The organism is Plantactinospora sp. A48 (assembly GCF_055793945.1).
Window position 1 is genome coordinate 129,168 of record NZ_JBTIXF010000005.1, and the last position, 18,697, is coordinate 147,864.

An 18,697-nucleotide genomic window follows, 5' to 3' on the forward strand; every position below is an offset into this window, starting at 1 on the left:
CCGCGTACCGGCGGGCGGCGCGGAAAAATCTCAGGCGTGCGCGTGCAGCGGCTTGCCGGCCAGCGCGAGGTGTGCCTCGCCGAGCGCCTCGCCCTGGGTGGGGTGGGCGTGTACGAGCTGTGCGACCTCGGCCGGGTACGCCTCCCAGTTGAAGATCAGCTGAGCCTCGCCGACCAGTTCGCCGACCCGGGCTCCGACCATGTGGATGCCGACCACCGGGCCGTCCTGCACCCGTACCAGCTTGACGAAGCCGTTGGTCTTGAGGATCTGGCTCTTGCCGTTGCCGCCGAGGTTGTAGTTGTACGTGGTGACCTTGTCGGCGCCGTACTGCTCCTTGGCCTTGGCCTCGGTGAGCCCGACGGAGGCCAGCTCGGGGTCGGAGTACGTCACCCGGGGGATGCCGTTCTCGTCGATCACCGCCGGGTTCAGGCCGGCGATCTCCTCGGCCACGAAGATGCCCTGCTGGAAGCCGCGGTGCGCGAGCTGCAGGCCCGGGACGATGTCGCCGACCGCGTACACGTTCTCGACGTTGGTCCGCAGCCGCTCGTCGGTCAGCACGAACCCGCGGTCCATCCGGACGCCCTGCTCCTCGTAGCCGAGGTTGGCGGTGGTCGGGCCACGACCGACGGCGACCAGCATCAGCTCGGCCTCGACGGTCTCGCCGCCCTCGACCGTCACCTTGACACCCGCGTCGGAGTGCTCGACCTTCTCGAACCGCTTGCCGGTCTTGAAGACGATCCCGCGCTTGCGGAACGCCCGCTCCAGCGCCTTCGACGACTCCTCGTCCTCGGCCGCGACCAGCCGGGGAAGCGCCTCGATGATGGTCACGTCGACGCCGAAGGAGCGCCAGACGCTCGCGAACTCGACGCCGATCACCCCGCCGCCCAGCACGATCACCGAGGAGGGCACCCGGTCCAGCTTGAGCGCCTGCTCGCTGGTGATCACCCGCTGACCGTCGATCTCCAGACCGGGCAGGCTCCGCGAGTACGACCCGGTGGCCAGGATGATGTTGCGACCGGTGTAGCGCTTGCCGTCGACCTCGACCGCGTTCTTGGCGACCAGCCGGCCCTCGCCGGCCACGAAGGTCACCTTGGCGGCCTTGACCAGCCCCTGGAGGCCCTTGTAGAGGCGGGCCACGACGCCATCCTTGTAGGAGTTCACGCCGGCCATGTCGATGCCGACCAACTCGGCCTTGACGCCGAACTGCTCCGACTCGCGGGTCTGGTCGGCCACCTCGGCCGCGTGCAGCAGAGCCTTGGTCGGGATGCAGCCGCGGTGCAGGCAGGTGCCACCCAGCTCGGCCTTCTCGATCAACGCGACCGACAGGTCCAGTTGCGCGGCCCGCAGTGCCGCCGCGTAGCCGCCGCTGCCGCCTCCGAGGATGACGACGTCGAAGGTTGCCTCGTTGGGCTCGGTCACAGTTTCTCTCCCAGGTCGCGTCACTGCTACGAGGGTCGTGCCAGGTAAATGGACACAGTCGCCTCGGTCATCTTGTCACTTGTCATCGCGCTGCGCTGAGCGAGGTGCCCAAGGACACGTTCGCGGCACGTACGCTTGCCGCAATCGCCGGGCATCCTGGCGCGGCCGGTCGGGGGGAGACTATCGGTGGCCTGGTTTCGGCGGCGCCGGCGGGCGCTGAGCGTGGCGGGGGACCCACCGGCCCGGAAGGCCGATCTTGACCACCTTGAGCAGTTCGTCCGTACCCGACGCGGCGTCGAGGCGCTCATCGAGCCCCGTACCACGGTCACCGAAACCACCATCATCCTGATCGCCGCCGACGGCGAGTGGACCCGCCGCCGGATAGACGGCCCGGAGGGGGCCCGGCGGTTCGCGCACCGGCTGGCCATCCCGGTGTACGACGTCCGGCTGGTCGGCTATCCCCAGCGGATGCGCGACTACAACGCCCGCCGCAAGCTCCGCCCGCCGGGCTGAGCCGGACGGCACGCGGTTAACAAGGGCCCCCGCCTATACGAAAAGCGATAAGAAGGGGCCCTTCCTTACCCGCTCAGCCGTGCGCGGCGATGTCGTCGACCAGCTCCAGCAGGGTACGCAGCGGCACGCCGGTGCCGCCCCGGGTCAGGTAGCCGGTCGCCTCGCCGCTGTGGTAGCCGGGGCCGGCGATGTCGATGTGCGCCCAGGACACGCCCTCGGCCACGAACTCCCGCAGGAACGCCCCACCCTGGAGCATGTGTCCGGCCCGGTCCATCCCCGCGTTGGTCTGGGAGATGTCCGCGACGTCGGAGTCCATTCCCCGGCGTACGTCGTCGGGCAGCGGCATCGGCCAGGCCGGCTCGCCGGCCGCGTCGCCGGCCACCCTGACCCGCTCGCACAGCTCGGCGGTGCCCATCACCCCGGCGACCCGCTTGCCCAGCGCCACCACCTGGCCACCGGTCAGGGTCGAGGTCTCCAGCAGGTAGTCGCAGCCGTCCTCGCAGGCCCGCACCATGGCGTCGGCCAGCACCATCCGGCCCTCGGCGTCGGTGTTGAGCACCTCGACCCGCTTGCCGCCGTACATCGTGATGACGTCACCGGGACGGTAGGAGCCGCCCGAGGGCATGTTCTCGGCCATCGACAGGTAGGCGTCGACCGCGACGGCCGGCCTGAGTTCGGCGATGGCCAGCATCGCCGCGCCGACCGCGGCGGCGCCCGCCATGTCGGACTTCATCTCCCACATGCCCTGCGCCGGCTTGATCGACAAGCCGCCGGAGTCGAAGGTGATGCCCTTGCCCACCAGGGCGACCCGCTTGCCGTTGCCGCCGTCCTGCGGCCGGTACGACAGCTTGACCAGCCGTGGCGGCGCGGTGGAGCCCTGCCCGACGGCCAGGATGCCGCCGTACCCGCCGTCGGCCAGCGCGACCTCGTCCAGCACCTCGACGGCCAGCCCGACCTCGCCGGCGGCCTTCGCGACGACGTCGGCGAAGGACGGCGGGCGCAGCTCGTTGGGGGCGCTGTTGACCCAGTCCCGGCTCAGCCGTACCGCCCGGGTGACCGCGCTGGCCCGGGCGACCTCGGTCCCGGCCCGCTCGTCGGCGGCGTCCGGCACGCAGATGACCACCTGGGACACCGGTGCCCGCCGGGCCGGCTGCGGCTTGGTCTTGTAGCCGGCGAACCGGTAACCGCCGAGCAGGGCGCCCTCGGCCAGCGCCCGTAGCGCGGTGGCGGCGTCCGCGTCGTCCGGTACCGGCAGGGCCAACGCCACCCGCTCGGCACCGGCCAGCGCCCGGACGGCCGCGCCGGCGGACCGGCGCAGCGTCTCCGGCGCCGGGGCGGCGCCGGTCGGTTCGGGCCCGAGACCCACGGCGACGACCACCGGCGCGGTCACCGTGCCCAGGGTCGCCAGCTTGGTCACCTCGCCGGGGGCTCCGGTGGCACCGAGCAGCGCCAGCGTCTCGGTCAGCTTGCCGTCGAACGCGACCGCCAGGGCCTCGGCGCCGGTGGCCAGCAGCAGCGTCCCGGCGAGCCCGGCCGGTCCGGCCGCCTCGGTCGACGTCTCGGACTGACTGTGTACGCCGATGACGACCGCGTCCACGGCCAGTTCGGCGGGATCGGTGTCGACCAGGCTGAGGGTTGGGCTGGACGGTGTCACTCGGCGGCTCCGGGACGGGCTGGCCGGACTCCTCGTGGGAGGCCGGCGGTGGACGTTCTCACGGGCGAACCTACCTGCCGGCCCGGATGCCTGTCCCGCCGCCCGGCCCCGCAATGCCAGGTCGCCGGGCGCCACGATGCCAGGTCGCCGGGGCACCGTGCGGTCCGGCCGCCGTCGGCCGGCGGTCCGGGCCAGGTAGGTTGCCAGGCATGACGGACGTCACCGGGGACGCCCCCACCGCCCTGCGCCACTCGCCCCTGCACGATCGGCACGCCGCCCTCGGTGCCAAGTTCGCCCCGTTCGGCGGCTGGTCCATGCCGCTGGAGTACGCCGGCGGCGGGGTGCTGAAGGAACACGCGGCGGTACGCGCCGCGGTGGGCGTCTTCGACGTGTCCCACCTGGGCAAGGTACGGGTCACCGGGGCGGGCGCGGCGGACTTCGTCAACGCCTGCCTGAGCAACGACCTGGGACGGATCGGCCCGGGCCGGGCGCAGTACACGCTCTGCTGCGACGAGTCGACAGGTGGCGTGGTCGACGACATCATCGCCTACCTGTACGGCGCCGACCACGTGTTCCTGGTGCCCAACGCGGCGAACACGGCCGAGGTGGTCCGCCGGCTCCGGGCCGCGGCGCCGGCCGGGATCACCGTCGCCGACGAGCACAGCGAGCACGCCGTCCTGGCGGTCCAGGGCCCGCGCTCGGCCGAGTTGCTCGCCGCCCTCGGCCTGCCCACCGAGCACGACTATCTGAGCTTCTCGCCGGGCACCCTGGCCGGAACGGAACTGGTGGTCTGCCGCACCGGCTACACCGGCGAGCACGGGTACGAACTGGTCGTGCCGGCGGCCGGCGCGGTCGGGGTGTGGGACGCGCTGCTGACGGCCGGCGAGCAGTTCGGGCTGCGGCCCTGCGGCCTCGGCGCCCGGGACACGCTGCGGACCGAGATGGGATATCCGCTGCACGGCCAGGACCTCTCGCTGGAGATCACGCCGGTGCAGGCCCGGTCGGGCTGGGCCGTCGGCTGGGACAAGCCGGCCTTCTGGGGCCGGGCGGCGCTGCTCGCCGAACGGGCCGCCGGACCCCGCCGCACGCTGCGCGGGCTGGAGTCGGTGGACCGGGGCATCCCGCGTCCCGGTATGACGGTGTTCGTCGGTGACACCGAGGTCGGCCAGGTGACCAGCGGTACCTTCTCGCCGTCCAGGAAGGTGGGCATCGCGCTGGCCCTGCTGGACACGACCGCCGGACTCGCCGACGGCGACACCGTCGAGGTGGACGTCCGGGGCCGCCGGTCGGCCATGCGGGTGGTCAAGCCACCGTTCGTCCGACCGTCCGTGCGCTGACCCCCGTGCCCCGGCGAGTGCCGGGGCACGGTCGGGCACCGGCTCAGCCGTTGTCGAGCACGGCCTGGGTCCAGCCGCCCTCGACCATCCGGTCGCCGGCCAGCAACGCCCAGTCCACCACGTCGGCCGCGTTGACCACCACGGGTGCGCCGGCCCGGATCTCGGCGTCGTTCGCCGCGTCGCTGGCGCTGGCGCCCAGGATCCGCTCGGGCGCCCGCCAGGACGTCACCTCGGCCCAGACGTACTCGGGCCCGTCCGGGCCGGGCAGACCGTACTTCACCACCAGCCGGGTGCCGTCCGGGAGTGAACCGGCGAGGAACCGGTCCCGGGCGCCGGGCAGGCCGGTCCGGGCGGTGGCGATGGCCCGAGCCATCGCGTCGTCGGCCCGGGTGTGCCGGATCTCCGGGCGGTCGGTGCCGAACAGGGTGGCGCAGACGGTCCCGAAGTACCGGCCGGGCGGTCCGGGGTGACCCTCGGGCGGCAGCAGCGACAGGAACGAATCGGCCTCGGGGTCGGTCGACGGGTCCAGCTCCAGCCGGAGCCGGGCCGGCGGGCTGCCGTCGTGCCGCTCCGGATTGCCGTACGCGACCGCGATGTCGTGGCTGTTCACCGAGGCCATCACCGGGAGCTGGACGAAGGCCGGCAGGTCCTCGTCACCCAGCCGGTCGGTCCAGGTGCGCAGCAGCCGACGGGCCACCCCGGTCATCACCGCCGCCCAGGCCCGGGTGAGCGCGGCGGGCACGCCCTGGGCCTGCAACTCCAGCAGGCCGAACCGGCGCAAGCCCTTGGTGGTGAACCACAGGCCGTCCGGATGGTCCGAATACGGCACCAGGAGCCAGTCCACCAGCCGGATCCGGCCCTTGTCGTCGGGCAGCGAACGCACGGCGGTGGCCGGGTCCAGGAACTGGAAGCCGAAGACGTCGATGAGGTCGGTGCCCATCGACCGGGCCAGTGCCGCCGCCACCGCTCGGGCCGCCCACTCGTGCGCCGGCGGCCAGCCCGGCCGGAACTCGGCCTGCACCATCGTCAGCTCGGTCGCGGCGCGCAGCCGGGTCAACTGCCCGTCGGCGGCACCGAACGCGGCCAGCAGGTCGGGGGGCAGGGTCGGCATCTCGGCCACCGAACTGGTCCGTACGGTCAGTAGTGGTCCGGCCAGCATCTGCTCGGCCAGGTCGCGGATCGGCCCGGCCAACTGGGGGCCGAGCGCCGCCAGCGCCTCGGCCGGATCGGGCGCCCGACCCACCACCGGTACCAGGTAGGTCGCTGTCAGCGCCTCCGGAACCGGGACGGGTAGGAAGTCGTCCGTGATGGTCATGCGCGCTCCCGGTAGCCGTTACGGTCTCCCGCGACGCTACCTCTGCCGACCGACAGGGTTCAGGCGGTCAGCACCAGTCCCAGGTAGACAACGGTCACGGCGGTCTCTACCAGGGCACCCAGGACATCGCCGGTGATTCCGCCCAGCCGGCGTACCAGATGCCGCAGCAGCAGCCCGGCGGCGGTGAGCCCGCCGAGCACCGCGACCGGACCCTGCCAGGCGCGGTGCGGCACCGCCGGCAGCGCGACCGCCGCGACCGCCACGGCGGCCAGGACCAGGGGCACCGTGCCCACCGTGCCGGCGACCAGCGCGCCCAGCCCGTCCGGCCGGGCCGCCGGCACGCCCCGCCGGCAACCCCAGGCCGCCGCCAGCCGCCCGGTGGCCGCCGCCGCGACCAGACCGGTCAGCACCGTCGGCCACGGGCGTCCGGGCAGCGCCGCCAGCGCCGCCGCCTGGATCAGCAGCACGAGTACCAGGGAAACCACGCCGAACGGGCCGATGTCCGGCCGGCGCATGATCTCCAGCGCGGCCGGGCCGGTGCGGTAGGAGCCAAGCCCGTCGACCGTGTCGGCGAGGCCGTCCAGGTGCAGTCCACGGGTCAGTGCCGCCCCGGCGGCCACGGTGAGCCCACCGGCCACCAGCGGCGGCGCGCCGGCGGCGGTCAACCCGAGCAGCGTCGCCGACGCGGCGGCGCCGAGCAGCGCGCCGACCACCGGGGCGAGCAGCATCGCCACCCCCGCGGTGCGCCGGTCCACCCGGCCGACCGGCAGCGGCAGCACGGTGAAGGTGGTGAACGCCAGCCGGGCGCCGGGGCCGAACGGCCGGTCAGCCACCGTACGGTGTGCGGCTGTCCTCGGCGTACGTACCGGGCCCGTTCGCCGGATCCGGCGGCGACTGCGACGGACGCTCGGGGTCGGCGGGCCCTGGACCCGCCCCGTCCGGTTCGCCGAACTCCTCGTCCGCCGCGCGGTGGTCGTCACCCACCCCGCCGCCGGTCCAACCGCTCCCGTCGGTCTCGTCGTGCCCGGGAACGTTCGACCCGGATCCGGTGTTGGCCGACCGGTCCGGGTCCGGGTCGCCGCCGGTGGGCAGCCGCGGGTGGGCCGGCAGCGACCGGGCCAGGGTGAGCGCGGAGCGCAGCAGCGGGAGCGCCACCAGCGCCGTGGCACCCTCGCCGAGGTCGAGCCGCAGGTCGAACAGGGGGGTCAGGCCGAGCACGTCGGCGGCCAGCTTCACGGCCGGGTGGCCGCCGTGGTCGGGCAGCAGGCACCAGTGCCGGGCCTGTCCGGCGAGGTCCCGGCTGATCAGCGCGGCGGAGACGCCCACCGGGCCGTCGAGCAGCACCGGCAGCCGCCGGGCGGTCGCGCCGAGCAGGATTCCGGTGGCGATCGCGATGTCCCCGCCAGCCAGTTCGGCCAGGATCTCCCGAGGCCCACGCGAGCTACGGCGGGTCCGGTGCAGCGCGTCCCGGACCGCCGAACAACGCTCCATCCAGGCGTTGTCGTCGATCCGGCCGCCGGCCGAGTAGACCCGGCCCAGCACCGCGGCGGGCTCGGCGCCGGCGGTCGCGGCGAGCACCGCGGCGGCCGCGGTGTCGGCGCCGGCACCGCAGGCGGCCAGCACCAGCAGTTGTACGCCGGCGTCGGCGGCCTCCTCGGCGAGCCGCCACCCGTACCGCAGGGCGGACTCGACGGCCGCGTCGGTCAGCGCGGACTCCTCCTCGATGGGCGCCGCGGTGGGCGCGTCGATCACCTGGAGCCCGGCGTCCACCTCGGCGGCCAACCGGGCCAGCGGCCCCTCTCCGGCGCGGGCCTGCTCGGCCCGGCGTCCCGACTCACCCGCCGGTACGCCGGCCGCGGCTCCGCCGTCGTGGTCGCCGTGTACGAGCAGGACCCGGACCGAGCGCCACGGTTCGGGCACCGCCGTGCCCTGGGTACCCGCGGCGAACCCGACCACCCGGTCCAGGTTGCCCAGGCCGGCGCCGGGCAGATCGAGGGTGGCCAACCGGTCCACCCCGCGCGGCCCGGTGAACTCGTCCGGCAGCGGCAACTCCATACCGGCCTGGATGACCAGACCGGTGGCCACCATGGGCAGGGTCATGGTCGGCGCGGCCCAACCGGGACCGGCGGGTGGGGCGCTCGGCGCGGGCGGGGCCACGGCCGGGGTGAGCACGTCGGGGGAGGCGGCGTCGGGCACCCCGTCGGCCGGCCCGCCCGGTTGCGCCGGGACGGTCGCGACCGGGCCGCCGGTGGGCGTCCCGCCCGACCCGGCGGTGGCGGTCGGGTCGTCGGTGGATGTCCCGGCCGGTACGACGGCGCCGGTGGGGTCGCCCGCGGACGCCCCGACCGGGCTCCCGGCCGGTACGGCGGTGCCGTCGTCGCGGACCAGGCCGGCCGATGCCCCGTGGTCCGGTTTCAGCCACGCGGGTTGGCCGGCCACCACCAGCACCACCGCGTCACAGGCGGCCGCGACGGCCTGGTTGGTGGCGCCCAGCGCGTCCGCGAAGGCCCGCCCCAGGGGGGTGATCGGGACCATTGAGAGCCCCACCTCGGGGCTCACCAGCACCACCCGGGCGGCGCAGTTCCGGACCGCCCCGGCCAACTCCTCGATGGTCGCCACGTCGTCGGCCGGCTGGTGGGCCGGGTTGAGCAGCACGGTGACCCAGCCACCCAGGTCGTCCACCAGCAGCGTCTCGTCGGGACCGGCCTCCACGATCAGCTGGATCAATCGGGCCGGGTCGGCGCTCGCCTCCTCGGTGTCCCAGGTCTCCGGCCGGCGGCCCTGGTGTACCGCGATCCGCGCGGTCCACTCCGGGTCGTCGGGGCCGGTGTCGGCGGCCGTTGCGACATACCGGACCCGGCCGGTGTCGCGCAGCAGTGACTCGGCGAACTCGGACTTACCTGACCGAATTCCGCCGAGTACGAGGAGCGTGTTCCACCCGTCAACCGACATGTCCGTACCTTAGAGCGCCGTGCCGTGGTTTTCGCTGGGAGGTGGCTCCCCGGCCGGCTCCGGGGTCGGCGCAGAGGCGCCGGCCGATCCGCGCGGACCCCGACTACGCTTGCGGAGGTTGTCGGCGGGACATCGGCGAGGGGAGACGCGACAATGCCGTGGAGCTGGCGGTACGAGGGCACGGACGGCGAGCCGGTCAGCGGGCCGGGCGAGACGTTCGGCAGCCAGGCCGACGCCGAGTCGTGGATCGGCCAGACCTGGCGTGAGCTCGCGGCCGCAGGGGTCAGTTCGGTCACCCTGATCGAGGACGAGCGGGTGGAGTACCGGATGAGCCTCCAGCCAGGGTCACAGTGAGTGCGGTGAGCGCGAGGAGTGAGCCGGTTTTGCGAGCCTCGCAGTCACGAACCGGGCTGGCGGCACGGTGAGCGCCATGAACTTCGACCGGACCGGGGATGACCGGCTGGTTCTCGGCGTACCCCGGGCGGCGTTCCGGCCAAGTCCGATCTTCCTGGCCCTGGTCGCCCTCTTCGTCACCAGCGGCGTGCTGGCCTGGACCGGGGCGGGTCACGTCCGGCTCAGCGTCTTCCTGTTCGTGGTGTCCGGTTGGCTGGTGTCGCTGTGCCTGCACGAGTACGCGCACGCCGTGGTGGCGTTCCGGGCCGGTGACCGTACGGTGGCGCACCGGGGCTACCTGACGCTGAACCCGCTGAAGTACAGTCACCCGCTGCTGTCGATCGTCTTTCCGGTGCTGGCGGTGCTGCTCGGCGGCATCGGTCTACCCGGTGGGGCGGTCTGGGTGGACCGGCACGCGATCCCCGGCCGGTTGCGGCACACCCTGGTCAGCTTCGCAGGTCCGGCCACGAACGTGCTCTTCGCGCTGGTCGTGGCGGTGCCGTTCGTGGTCGGGATCGATCCGTATCAGCACACCGAATTCTGGTTCGGGCTCGCGGCGCTGGGCTTCCTGCAACTGACCGCCAGCCTGCTCAACCTGCTGCCGGTGCCGGGTCTGGACGGCGGCAACATCATCGAACCGTGGCTGTCCGCGCAGTGGCGGCGGATGTACGACCTGTTCGCCCCGTACGGGTTCCTGCTGCTCATCGCGCTGCTGTGGAACCCCCGGATCGGCGGTTGGTTCTTCTCCGGCGTGGACGCCCTGGCCGATCTGATCGGCCTGCCGACCGACTTCGCCGCGGTCGGCCTGCGGTTGATGCGGTTCTGGTCGGCCTGATGCCCGGACCGGCCGTTCCCCGGCCGTCGAACGGCTCGGGGAACGGCCGGGTGGGTCACGCTCGCCGGCACATCCGCTGGTCGCTGTCGCGGAGAACGGCCGGGTCGGTCACGGTCGGCGCAGACCGGTAGGACCGGTCACTCTTGCCGGGGTGGGGCCGGGGCCGTCGGTCACGGTCGCTCGGCCGGGCTCTCGGTCAGCGACGGATCCCGCTGGACGATCGGGTTCAACACCTCGTCGACGGCCTTGATCAGGCCGGCGTCCAGCCTGACCCCGGCGGCCTTGACGTTCTCGCCGACCTGCTCGGGACGCGACGCGCCGATGATCGCCGAGGAGACGTTCGGGTTCTGCAGCACCCAGGCGATGGCGAACTGGGCCATGCTCAGCCCCGCCTGCTCGGCGAGCGGCTTGAGTCGTTGCACGGCGGTCAACACCTCGTCGCTCATCAGCCGGGAGATGAAGGTGGCGCCGGACTTCTCGTCGGTGGCCCGCGAGCCGGCCGGCGGGGCCTGCCCCGGCAGGTACTTCCCGGTCAGCACGCCCTGCGCGATGGGCGACCAGACGATCTGGCCGACGCCCAACTCCTCGCTGGTCGGCACGACCTCGGCCTCGATGACGCGCCAGAGCATCGAGTACTGCGGCTGGTTCGACACGAGCTGGATGTTGAGGCTGCGGGCCAGTTCGAAGCCGGCGCGGATCTGCGCGGCGTTCCACTCGGAGACGCCGATGTAGAGCGCCTTTCCGGAGCGTACGACGTCGGCGAACGCCTCCATCGTCTCCTCCAGCGGCGTGGAGTAGTCGAACCGGTGGGCCTGGTAGAGATCCACGTAGTCGGTCTGCAACCGGCGCAGCGAGCCGTCGATCGACTCCATGATGTGCTTGCGGGACAGGCCACGGTCGTTGCGGCCCGGTCCGGTCGGCCAGAAGACCTTCGTGAAGATCTCCAGCCCTTCCCGGCGTTCGCCCTTCAACGCCCGCCCGAGCACCGACTCGGCCCGGGTGCCCGCGTACACGTCCGCGGTGTCGAAGGTGGTGATGCCGGCGTCCAGTGCGGCCTGGACACAGGCCAGGGCGGCGTCCTCCTCCACCTGTGAGCCATGGGTGATCCAGTTGCCGTACGAAATCTCACTGACCATGAGGCCGGAGCGGCCAAGGTGTCGGAACTCCATGACACCGACCATATCGTTGACCAGGCAAATCGGCCCGTTGGCCCGGCCCGTGATGTAAGGAAGGGCCCCTTGTTATCGCTTTTTGTATAGGAAGGGGCCCTTCCTAACGTCTTATCAGAGCACCGGCTCGGTGTCCGCCAGCAGCCGTTCGATCTCCTCGGTCACCTCGGCCCGGCTCGGATGGACCGGCTCGATCAGCAGGTCACCCCGGCGGTCCAGCGCGCCCCACCGGCCGACACCGGCGGCGAAGAGGAACGCCACCGGGTGGATGACCAGCCCGGAGTACCTCGGCGGGACGACGACGGCCCCGGTCCGGTCGACCACCCCGCGCCGGCCGTCCAGGTCGACCACCGCGAGGCCCTCGTCGGTGAAGCCGTCCACGTACCGGCCGTCCGCCAGCGCCGTGACGAACGCGCCGTACCGCAGCGGCAGCACCACCTGACCGGTGTGGTCGATCGCGCCCCAGGCGCCGCGCCGGACCGCCGCCAGGCCGCGCCGGAACGGTCGTACGTCCTCGAAGCCGACGCCGATCACGACCGCACCGTTCCGGTCGATCGCGATCCATCCGCCGGTGCCCTCCCGGGAGACCCAGGCCAGACCCTCCGCGAACGAGCCCACGGCCCGGTAACCCGCGGCGGCCTCGATTCGGGTACCGGATTCGTCGATCAGGTCCCAGGTCCGGTTTCCCGGCCGGCGTACCCAGGCAAGTCCGTCGTGGAACGGCCGGGCCTCGCTGAACTCGGCCGGGATGGTCCGGGTCCCCTCGGGGGTGTCATAACCCCATCGGCCCCGCTCCTCGTCGAGCACCGGCATCGGCGGGCGGTGGATCTGGCGGATCTCGTCCGGGGTACGCGGGTACGGTCCCAGCCCGTTCTGGGCCATCTTCGTGAAGACGGCGTCGAGCGCCACCTCGGTACGGGCGATGAGGTTCGGATCGTCCGCCCGGCGCAGGTCCAGCGCACGCTCGAAGTGGTTGCACGCCTCCATGTAGCGGCCCTGGTCGTAGCACGAACGCCCGGCGTGCTCGTGCATGGTGGCCCGGAGCCGGTCGGGCAGCTCCGGCGAGTTCGCCTCGGCGAACAGCCGGTCGGCTTCCACGAAGTCACCCCGCCACTGCAGTACGTGCGCGAGCCGGGCCTGGGCGATGGCGATCCGGCGCAGCTCGCCGGTGGCCTCGGCGTGGGTCACCGCCAGCCGGCCATCGTCCGTGGCCGCGTCGAGGTCCCCGAGGATGCGGGAGACCACGGCCCGCAGGCTCAGCAACCGGGCCCGGCGGCGGTTGTCGGCGGCGCTGCTCAGCTTCTCGGTGAGACCGTCGCGGATCCGGCGTAACTCGTCCGGATCGTCGACCAGTTCCCGCAACGTCTCGGGGTGGAACCGCCAACGGTGCGAGGCGAGCAGTTGTTCCGGATCCTCGGGCGGAGCCGCAACCGCGTCGACCTCCTCGGCCGTCGATGTCGGGTCGACTTCCTCGGCGGTGGATGCCGCGCTGGGCTCCTCGGCAGTGGATGCCGCGCTGGATTCCTGGGCGGTGGATGCCGCGCTGGGTTCCTGGGTAGCGGATGCCGGGCCGGCTTCCTCGGCGGTCGGCGCGGGGGCGGCCTCATCGGTGAGGGCCGCCGGGTCGTCCTCCGCCTCGACCACCGTCGTCGGGTCGGCCGCCCCGGCGATGGTTACCGGACCGTCCTGGGCGGCCGGCGCGGGGTCGCCCCCGTCGAGGATCGGCGCCGCGTCATCCGCCGGGTGGCGGACCGCCATGGCCGGGACGGGCGCCGACCCGGTGTCGTCCGGAGCAACCTCCCCCTGGCCCTGGCCCTGGCCCTGGCCCTGGGCTTGGTTCCGGCCCTGGCCCTGGCCCTGGCCTTGGCCCTGGTCTCGGCTCTGGGCCTGCTCCCGTGCCGGGGCCGGGTTCTGGGCCTGTGTCTGCGCCGGGTTGTGGTCCCGGTCCAGCGCCTGGTCCTGGGCCGGGCCGGGCGGTGCCGCGCCAGCGGACGCCACCGGCTTCGCGGCGGCGGGTCGGGAGCTGGATCGGAAGTCCAGCCGCAGCGCTGCGGCGGACGAGGCCGGGATGACCGGGTGCCGCCGTGCTTCGGTACGGCCTGCCGGTTCCGGCCGGTCCAGTCGGGCTGCCGGGACCGGCTGGCCACCGTTGGCCGATGTGTCGCCGCGACCCGGGCGATCAAGCCTGGCCGGCCCACTGTCGTTGTCCGGTTGGCCGGTTCCAGCCCGTCCGCCGGCAACATCCGGTCGACCGGTGCCGGCGGCTTCGTCGCCACTGTGCGAGTGATCAGCGCCGGCCGCTGCACCGGCGACGTCGGGTTGATCGGTTCCAGCCGGTTCGTCGCCAGCGGACGGGTCGGCGTGGTCCGGTGCGGTACCGGCCGACGGACCGGCAGGGGACTCGGCGACGGCCGGCGGCGAAGTCAAGGCGGTTGCGCCCGGCTCCAGACGCAGGTCGTCTGGTTCCGCGCGCAGGTCGTCCGGCTCAGCGGGCATGCCGTCCGGTGACCCATGCGGGTCGGCTGGGCCGCCCGGCCGAGGACCGGTGACGATCGGAGCCGATTCCACCGGTTCGCGGGATACCACCGGTTCGGCAGAGGGAGCCGAGGGAGCAAAGGGATCCGAGGGAGTCGAGGGACCGTTGGACACCTCGGCGTCCGGCACAGGTGGGGCGTAGGACGCGGTCCGGGCCGCCGGCTGGAACCAGTCGTCCACCGGCGCCGGGTCCACGTGCCGATTCACCGATGGTTCGTCAACGTTCGGCGGTGTGGACGGCGGTGGTGTGGCGGGCGGTGGTGTGAACGGCTTCGGGGTGAACCGGGTGGGCGGCTCCGGCGTGGCGGGAGGCACCGGCGTGGGGCGTTCGGCGGCTGGCTGTTCGACCGCGGGCGCGGGTGGGCGTACCGGCGGGGTGGCGGATGTTTCCGGTGCGGGCCGTGGGTGGGCCAGCGGCCCCGGCCGGGCGGGCGGAGGCGGCCCCGGCCGGGCAGGCGTGGGTGGCTCCAGCCGGGCGGGTGGGGACGGCACCGACGCGGGCGAGGGGGAGGACCCGGGTCGCGGCGGTTCCGGCGCGGGCCGTACCAGCGGGGGCGTGACCGGCGTGGGTGCGGGCTTGAGGGTCGGCGCGGGCGTGACCGGCGTGGGCGCCGGTTCGGGGGTCGGCACGGGCACGATCGGCGCAGGCGCAGGCGCAGGCGCAGGCGCAGGCGCAGGCACAGGCGCAGGGGCCGGTCCGGGGCTCGGAGCCGCCGCGTCCGCCTGGTGTGCCGGGTCCGGGGCGGGTGTCGGGATTGACTCGGGTGCCGGTGCCGGTGTCGGTGTCGGCTCGGACGCCGGGGCCGGCGTGGCTGGTTGGGGCGTCGGAGTTGGTGCGGGTGCCGGGGCTGGCTTGGGTGTGGGCGTCGGGGCCGGCTTGGGCACCTGCGGCTTCGGAGCCGGCGGCGTCTCCGGATCCGCGGGAGTCGCCGGGGGCGCCGCCAGGGGAGTCGCCGCTACGGGCCGTGGCGGGGCCAGCGGGGTGAGCGGCACCGCCGTGGGCGTCGCCAACGGGGTGGTGGGAACCGGCGTCGGCGGCGGGGGTGGGGTGGCCGAGACCACCGTGGGCGGCGGAACCACCCCGTCCGGTGGCGGCACCGGCAGCGGCAGCGGCGTCACCGGGGCCGGCTCGGCCGGCCGCACCGGCCGGACCGAGGGTTGGTCGGCGGCCGGTGTCGCGCGTGGCGGCACGGGTCGGACAGATGGTACGGATGGCGCCGGCTTGACCGGCGGCGCCGCCTCGACGGGCGGTACGGCCCGCAGTGGTCGATCGTCGGCGGCGGTCGGCTGCGGCGACTCGGGCTCGTCGGGTACCAGACGCAGCGGCGGCCGTTCGGCGGGACGGCTGTGCCGCGGCGGTGCCGGGTCGGCCGGCCGGTACGGAGGTGCCGATCGTGGTGCGGTTCCGCGGGCGGCTTCTTCACCGGGCCGGTACGGGGGTGCGGAGCGTGGCGTCGACTCGCTCGGGCCACCGGATCGGTGCGGGTCGGGTCGGTGCGGGTCGGGTCGGTGCGGGTCGGGTCGCGGCCGGCCGTACAGGCGGGCACCATCCGCGTCGACCGGTTCCGGGCGGTCGTGTCGGGGCTGCCCAGGCCGGTTGGGGGCGGGCCGGAAGTCCTGTCGCTGGGCGTGCCCGGCGGCCGGCCGGACCGGAGTGTCGTACGGATCCGCGTCGCGGAACTGTCCGCGTCCGCCGGACGGGTCGTCCGGCTCGATGTCCCGGCGGTGACCGGGCCGGGCCGGCGAGACGGGCGGGTGCTCCGGCGGGACCGGTCCCCGGGTCCGGCGCCGCTCCCGGGACGGGTCGACGTCGTCGTACGGCGGCTCGGGGCGAGGACCGAATCGGGAGCCGCCACTGACCGGCGCAGCCGAGCGGTCGTCCGCACGGGCGGCGGGGACCCAGCCGTCGGGACGGTCGGCGGGGGTCCACCGGTCGGGACGGTCGGTGGGGGTCCAGCCGTCCCGGGCTGCGGGCCGGCCGCCACCCGGGGCGGGCGACCCCGGGTAGCTGGTGCGATCCTCACGTGGATCGCGACCGGCGGGGCGGCGTTCGGCCCGCCACGGCACGGTGGGCTCCGGATAGTGTTCGGCTTCCGCCTGGTAGAGGGGATCGACCGGGCCGTACTCCGGCTCGTCGTAGTCCTCGTCGACGCCGGCCCAGGCGGCCGGGCCGGTCTCGCTCCACCCGCTGTCCCGGCCGGCCCGCCACGGGCTCGGCCGTTCGCCGTCCCACGGGTTTCCCTGGTCGTCGACCGGCGCGGCATCCCGGCCGGCGTGCCGGGCACCGGGCCGGTCGGCCTGCCACCGGTACCGGCCGTCGGCGCCGAACCGAGGCCCGGACCGCTCGGTCTGGCCGGACCGCTGACCCGGCCCGTCGGCGTCGATGAACCTCGCGGCGGGGCGGCCGGAGTCGATGAACCTGGCCCCGGTGCGCTCCTCCGGCTCCTCGTCGGCCGGCCGGGGCCCGGATCGTCGTACTCCCGCCCGGCCGGTCGCGGTCGGACGGTTCCGGGACGGTCCACCCGGCGAATGCGGCCCGATGTCGCCGGGGTAGCGCTGGCCCGGGAACTCGGCGCGCCACTCGGAGGTCGGTTCGACCATCCAGGTCGGCTCCGCCGCGTCACCCCACCGGTCGTACCTGTCCGTCACGCTGCCACCTCGCCGCGGCCGGTGCCGGCGGACGGCCGTGCCCCGCCGTGACCGTGCGTCCACCCGGCGTGGGGCGTGTGGCGCGGCCGGTACGCCGGCTCGCGTCGCTCGCTCACGGGGGTTCCACCTCGTCGGAAAATAAGCTGGGCAGCGGTCCGTACCGGGTTAGAGTCACCCGGTTTGCGACAGCCTGGTCGCGGAAGGAGGGTAACGGCGTGGCCTTCGTGAACGCCAGCGTTCGGCCCGCGGACCCTGACCAGCCTAGTGCACGCTTTCGGACATTCCATGCCATCGCGCGTGCCGGCTTCCGCCGTTACGCCACCTATCGGCAGGCAGCGGTGGCCGGGGCGTTCACCAACACCGTCTTCGGATTCCTCCGCTGCTACCTGCTCATGGCGGTGGCCGGCTCGGCAGCCTCCGGCCGGGTCGGCGGGTACGACCGGAGCCAGCTCGTCACGTTCGTCTGGGTGGGCCAGGGACTGCTGGCCGTCGTCCTGCTGTGGGGATGGACCGAACTGGCCGAACGGATCCGGACCGGGGATGTGGTCGCGGACCTGCTCCGGCCGGTCTCGCCGGTGTCGCACTACCTGGCCACCGACCTGGGCCGGGCGGGCTACGCGCTGCTGGCCCGCTTCCTGCCGCCGCTGCTGATCGGCCCGGTCTTCTTCGACGTGTACCTGCCACACCGCTGGTCCACCCCACCGCTGTTCGCGCTCTCCGTGGCGCTGGCGGTGGTCATCTGCTTCGGCTGCCGCTACCTGGTCAACGCCACCGGATACTGGCTGAACGACGTGCGGGGCCCGATGATCCTCTGGACGCTGCTGTCCGGGGTGGGCGCCGGGCTCTACTTCCCGCTGCGGTTCCTGCCGGGATCGGTCGTGGTGGCGATCTGGTCGCTGACGCCGCTGCCCAGCCTCTTCCAGGCCCCGCTGGACGTGCTTGTCGAGCGGGATCCACCACCGATCCAGCTCGGCCTGGTCGGCGTCCAGGTGTGCTGGGCGGGCCTGATCCTGCTGGCCTGCCGGGTCGTGCAGCGCCGGGCGGAGCGCCGGCTGGTGGTGCAGGGTGGCTGAGCGGACGAGCACCGACGGCAGCCGGGCGGCTGAGCGGACGGTCACCGGTGGCACCGCGCGAGGTTACCTGGCGCTGCTGCGCGCGCAGGCCCGGTCGCAGGCCGCCTACCGGACGTCGTTCGTGATCGACCTGGTCGGCAACGTGGGCGCCACCGTCTTCGACGTGGCCACCGTGCTGGTGCTGTTCAGCGTCACCCGGAACGTGGGTGGGTTCACCCTGCGCGAGGGCATGGTCATGGTCGGGCTCTCGTCCTGCTCGTTCGCCGCCGCCGATTTCACGGTCGGCAACGTCGAGCGGGTCCGCGGGTACGTCCGGTCCGGTCTGATGGACGCGGTGCTGGTCCGGCCGCTGCGGGCGTTGCCGCAGCTGCTGCTGATGGATCTGCCGATGCGCAAGCTGTCCCGGGTCATCTTCGGCACCGCCGTGTTGCTGATCGCGCTGGGCACGGCCGACCTCGACTGGACGCCGGGGCGGGTGCTGCTGGCGATCGTCGCGCCGTTGGCCGGGACCTGTTTCTTCGGTTCGATCTTCGTGGCTTCCGCCTCGGTGGCGTTCTGGTGGATCGACTCGGGCGAGATCGGCAACGCCTTCACCTACGGCGGCCGGGACTTCACCAGCTATCCGATCACCGTCTACGGCGGCTGGTTCCGGGCGATCTTCGCGTACGGTCTGGGGTTCGCCTTCGTGGCCTACTACCCGGCGCTGGCGCTGCTCGGCCGGACCGACCCGCTGGGCCTGCCGGGCTGGACCGGCTGGGCCGCGCCGGGCGTCGCGATGCTGGCGGTGGTCGCCGCGGCCGCCGCCTGGCGGACCGGGATCAGGCACTACCGGAGTACGGGGTCATGACCGAGC

Annotated in this window: 14 protein-coding genes; 7 read left to right on the plus strand and 7 right to left on the minus strand. The window is 73.8% G+C overall.

Annotated elements, in window-relative coordinates; translation table 11 throughout:
* Window positions 1-30: 30 nt before the first annotated feature.
* A complete protein-coding gene (lpdA, locus tag ACXN5W_RS04905) occupies window positions 31-1,419 on the minus strand; it encodes a dihydrolipoyl dehydrogenase (protein WP_473156924.1) in 1,389 nt (462 codons plus the stop codon).
* 216 nt (window positions 1,420-1,635) lie between these two features.
* Here lpdA and ACXN5W_RS04910 point away from each other — a divergent pair, with 216 nt between their 5' ends.
* Entirely contained in the window at window positions 1,636-1,932 is a 297-nt protein-coding gene (locus ACXN5W_RS04910; protein ID WP_473156966.1) for a hypothetical protein, read from the plus strand.
* Between the two features lie 73 nt (window positions 1,933-2,005).
* Here ACXN5W_RS04910 and ACXN5W_RS04915 read toward each other — a convergent pair whose 3' ends face one another.
* On the minus strand, window positions 2,006-3,586 hold the full coding sequence (locus tag ACXN5W_RS04915; RefSeq protein WP_473156925.1) for a leucyl aminopeptidase: 1,581 nt from the start codon (window positions 3,584-3,586) through the stop codon (window positions 2,006-2,008).
* A gap of 209 nt (window positions 3,587-3,795) precedes the next feature.
* Here ACXN5W_RS04915 and gcvT point away from each other — a divergent pair, with 209 nt between their 5' ends.
* Window positions 3,796-4,923, plus strand: coding sequence for a glycine cleavage system aminomethyltransferase GcvT (gene gcvT / locus ACXN5W_RS04920; RefSeq protein WP_473156926.1), 1,128 nt, complete (start codon window positions 3,796-3,798; stop codon window positions 4,921-4,923).
* Window positions 4,924-4,966: 43 nt separating this feature from the next.
* Here the strand turns inward: gcvT and ACXN5W_RS04925 are convergent, their stop codons facing one another.
* From ACXN5W_RS04925 to ACXN5W_RS04935, 3 genes are read right to left on the minus strand one after another with little or no spacing between them, the layout of a single operon-like run.
* Window positions 4,967-6,238: a DUF2314 domain-containing protein gene (locus ACXN5W_RS04925; protein ID WP_473156927.1), complete on the minus strand. Its 1,272-nt coding sequence runs from the start codon at window positions 6,236-6,238 to the stop codon at window positions 4,967-4,969.
* A gap of 59 nt (window positions 6,239-6,297) precedes the next feature.
* Complete coding sequence (locus tag ACXN5W_RS04930) at window positions 6,298-7,071, minus strand: adenosylcobinamide-GDP ribazoletransferase (RefSeq protein WP_473156928.1); 774 nt, start codon at window positions 7,069-7,071, stop codon at window positions 6,298-6,300.
* Window positions 7,064-9,190 (minus strand): bifunctional adenosylcobinamide kinase/adenosylcobinamide-phosphate guanylyltransferase, encoded by a 2,127-nt coding sequence (locus ACXN5W_RS04935; RefSeq protein ID WP_473156929.1) that lies wholly within the window; start codon window positions 9,188-9,190, stop codon window positions 7,064-7,066. The genes ACXN5W_RS04930 and ACXN5W_RS04935 overlap by 8 nt, the downstream gene beginning before the upstream one ends.
* A gap of 153 nt (window positions 9,191-9,343) precedes the next feature.
* On the opposite strand from ACXN5W_RS04935, the gene ACXN5W_RS04940 reads away from it, so the two are divergent.
* Window positions 9,344-9,544, plus strand: coding sequence for a hypothetical protein (locus ACXN5W_RS04940; protein ID WP_473156930.1), 201 nt, complete (start codon window positions 9,344-9,346; stop codon window positions 9,542-9,544).
* Between the two features lie 76 nt (window positions 9,545-9,620).
* Entirely contained in the window at window positions 9,621-10,418 is a 798-nt protein-coding gene (locus tag ACXN5W_RS04945; protein WP_473156931.1) for a site-2 protease family protein, read from the plus strand.
* A gap of 170 nt (window positions 10,419-10,588) precedes the next feature.
* On the opposite strand, the gene ACXN5W_RS04950 is transcribed toward ACXN5W_RS04945, so the two are convergent.
* Together ACXN5W_RS04950 and ACXN5W_RS04955 are read right to left on the minus strand one after the other, a co-directional pair.
* Entirely contained in the window at window positions 10,589-11,587 is a 999-nt protein-coding gene (locus ACXN5W_RS04950) for an aldo/keto reductase family protein (protein WP_473156932.1), read from the minus strand.
* Between the two features lie 114 nt (window positions 11,588-11,701).
* Window positions 11,702-13,585: a WG repeat-containing protein gene (locus ACXN5W_RS04955; protein WP_473156933.1), complete on the minus strand. Its 1,884-nt coding sequence runs from the start codon at window positions 13,583-13,585 to the stop codon at window positions 11,702-11,704.
* Between the two features lie 78 nt (window positions 13,586-13,663).
* Here ACXN5W_RS04955 and ACXN5W_RS04960 point away from each other — a divergent pair, with 78 nt between their 5' ends.
* The 3 genes from ACXN5W_RS04960 (at window position 13,664) to ACXN5W_RS04970 (ending at window position 18,691) form a co-directional block, all read left to right on the plus strand.
* Window positions 13,664-14,095 (plus strand): hypothetical protein, encoded by a 432-nt coding sequence (locus tag ACXN5W_RS04960; protein WP_473156934.1) that lies wholly within the window; start codon window positions 13,664-13,666, stop codon window positions 14,093-14,095.
* A 3,014-nt stretch (window positions 14,096-17,109) separates the two neighbouring features.
* Window positions 17,110-17,844: an ABC transporter permease gene (locus tag ACXN5W_RS04965; protein ID WP_473156935.1), complete on the plus strand. Its 735-nt coding sequence runs from the start codon at window positions 17,110-17,112 to the stop codon at window positions 17,842-17,844.
* Window positions 17,837-18,691, plus strand: coding sequence for an ABC transporter permease (locus ACXN5W_RS04970; protein ID WP_473156936.1), 855 nt, complete (start codon window positions 17,837-17,839; stop codon window positions 18,689-18,691). Before ACXN5W_RS04965 ends, ACXN5W_RS04970 begins: the two co-directional genes overlap by 8 nt.
* Window positions 18,692-18,697: the final 6 nt, after the last annotated feature.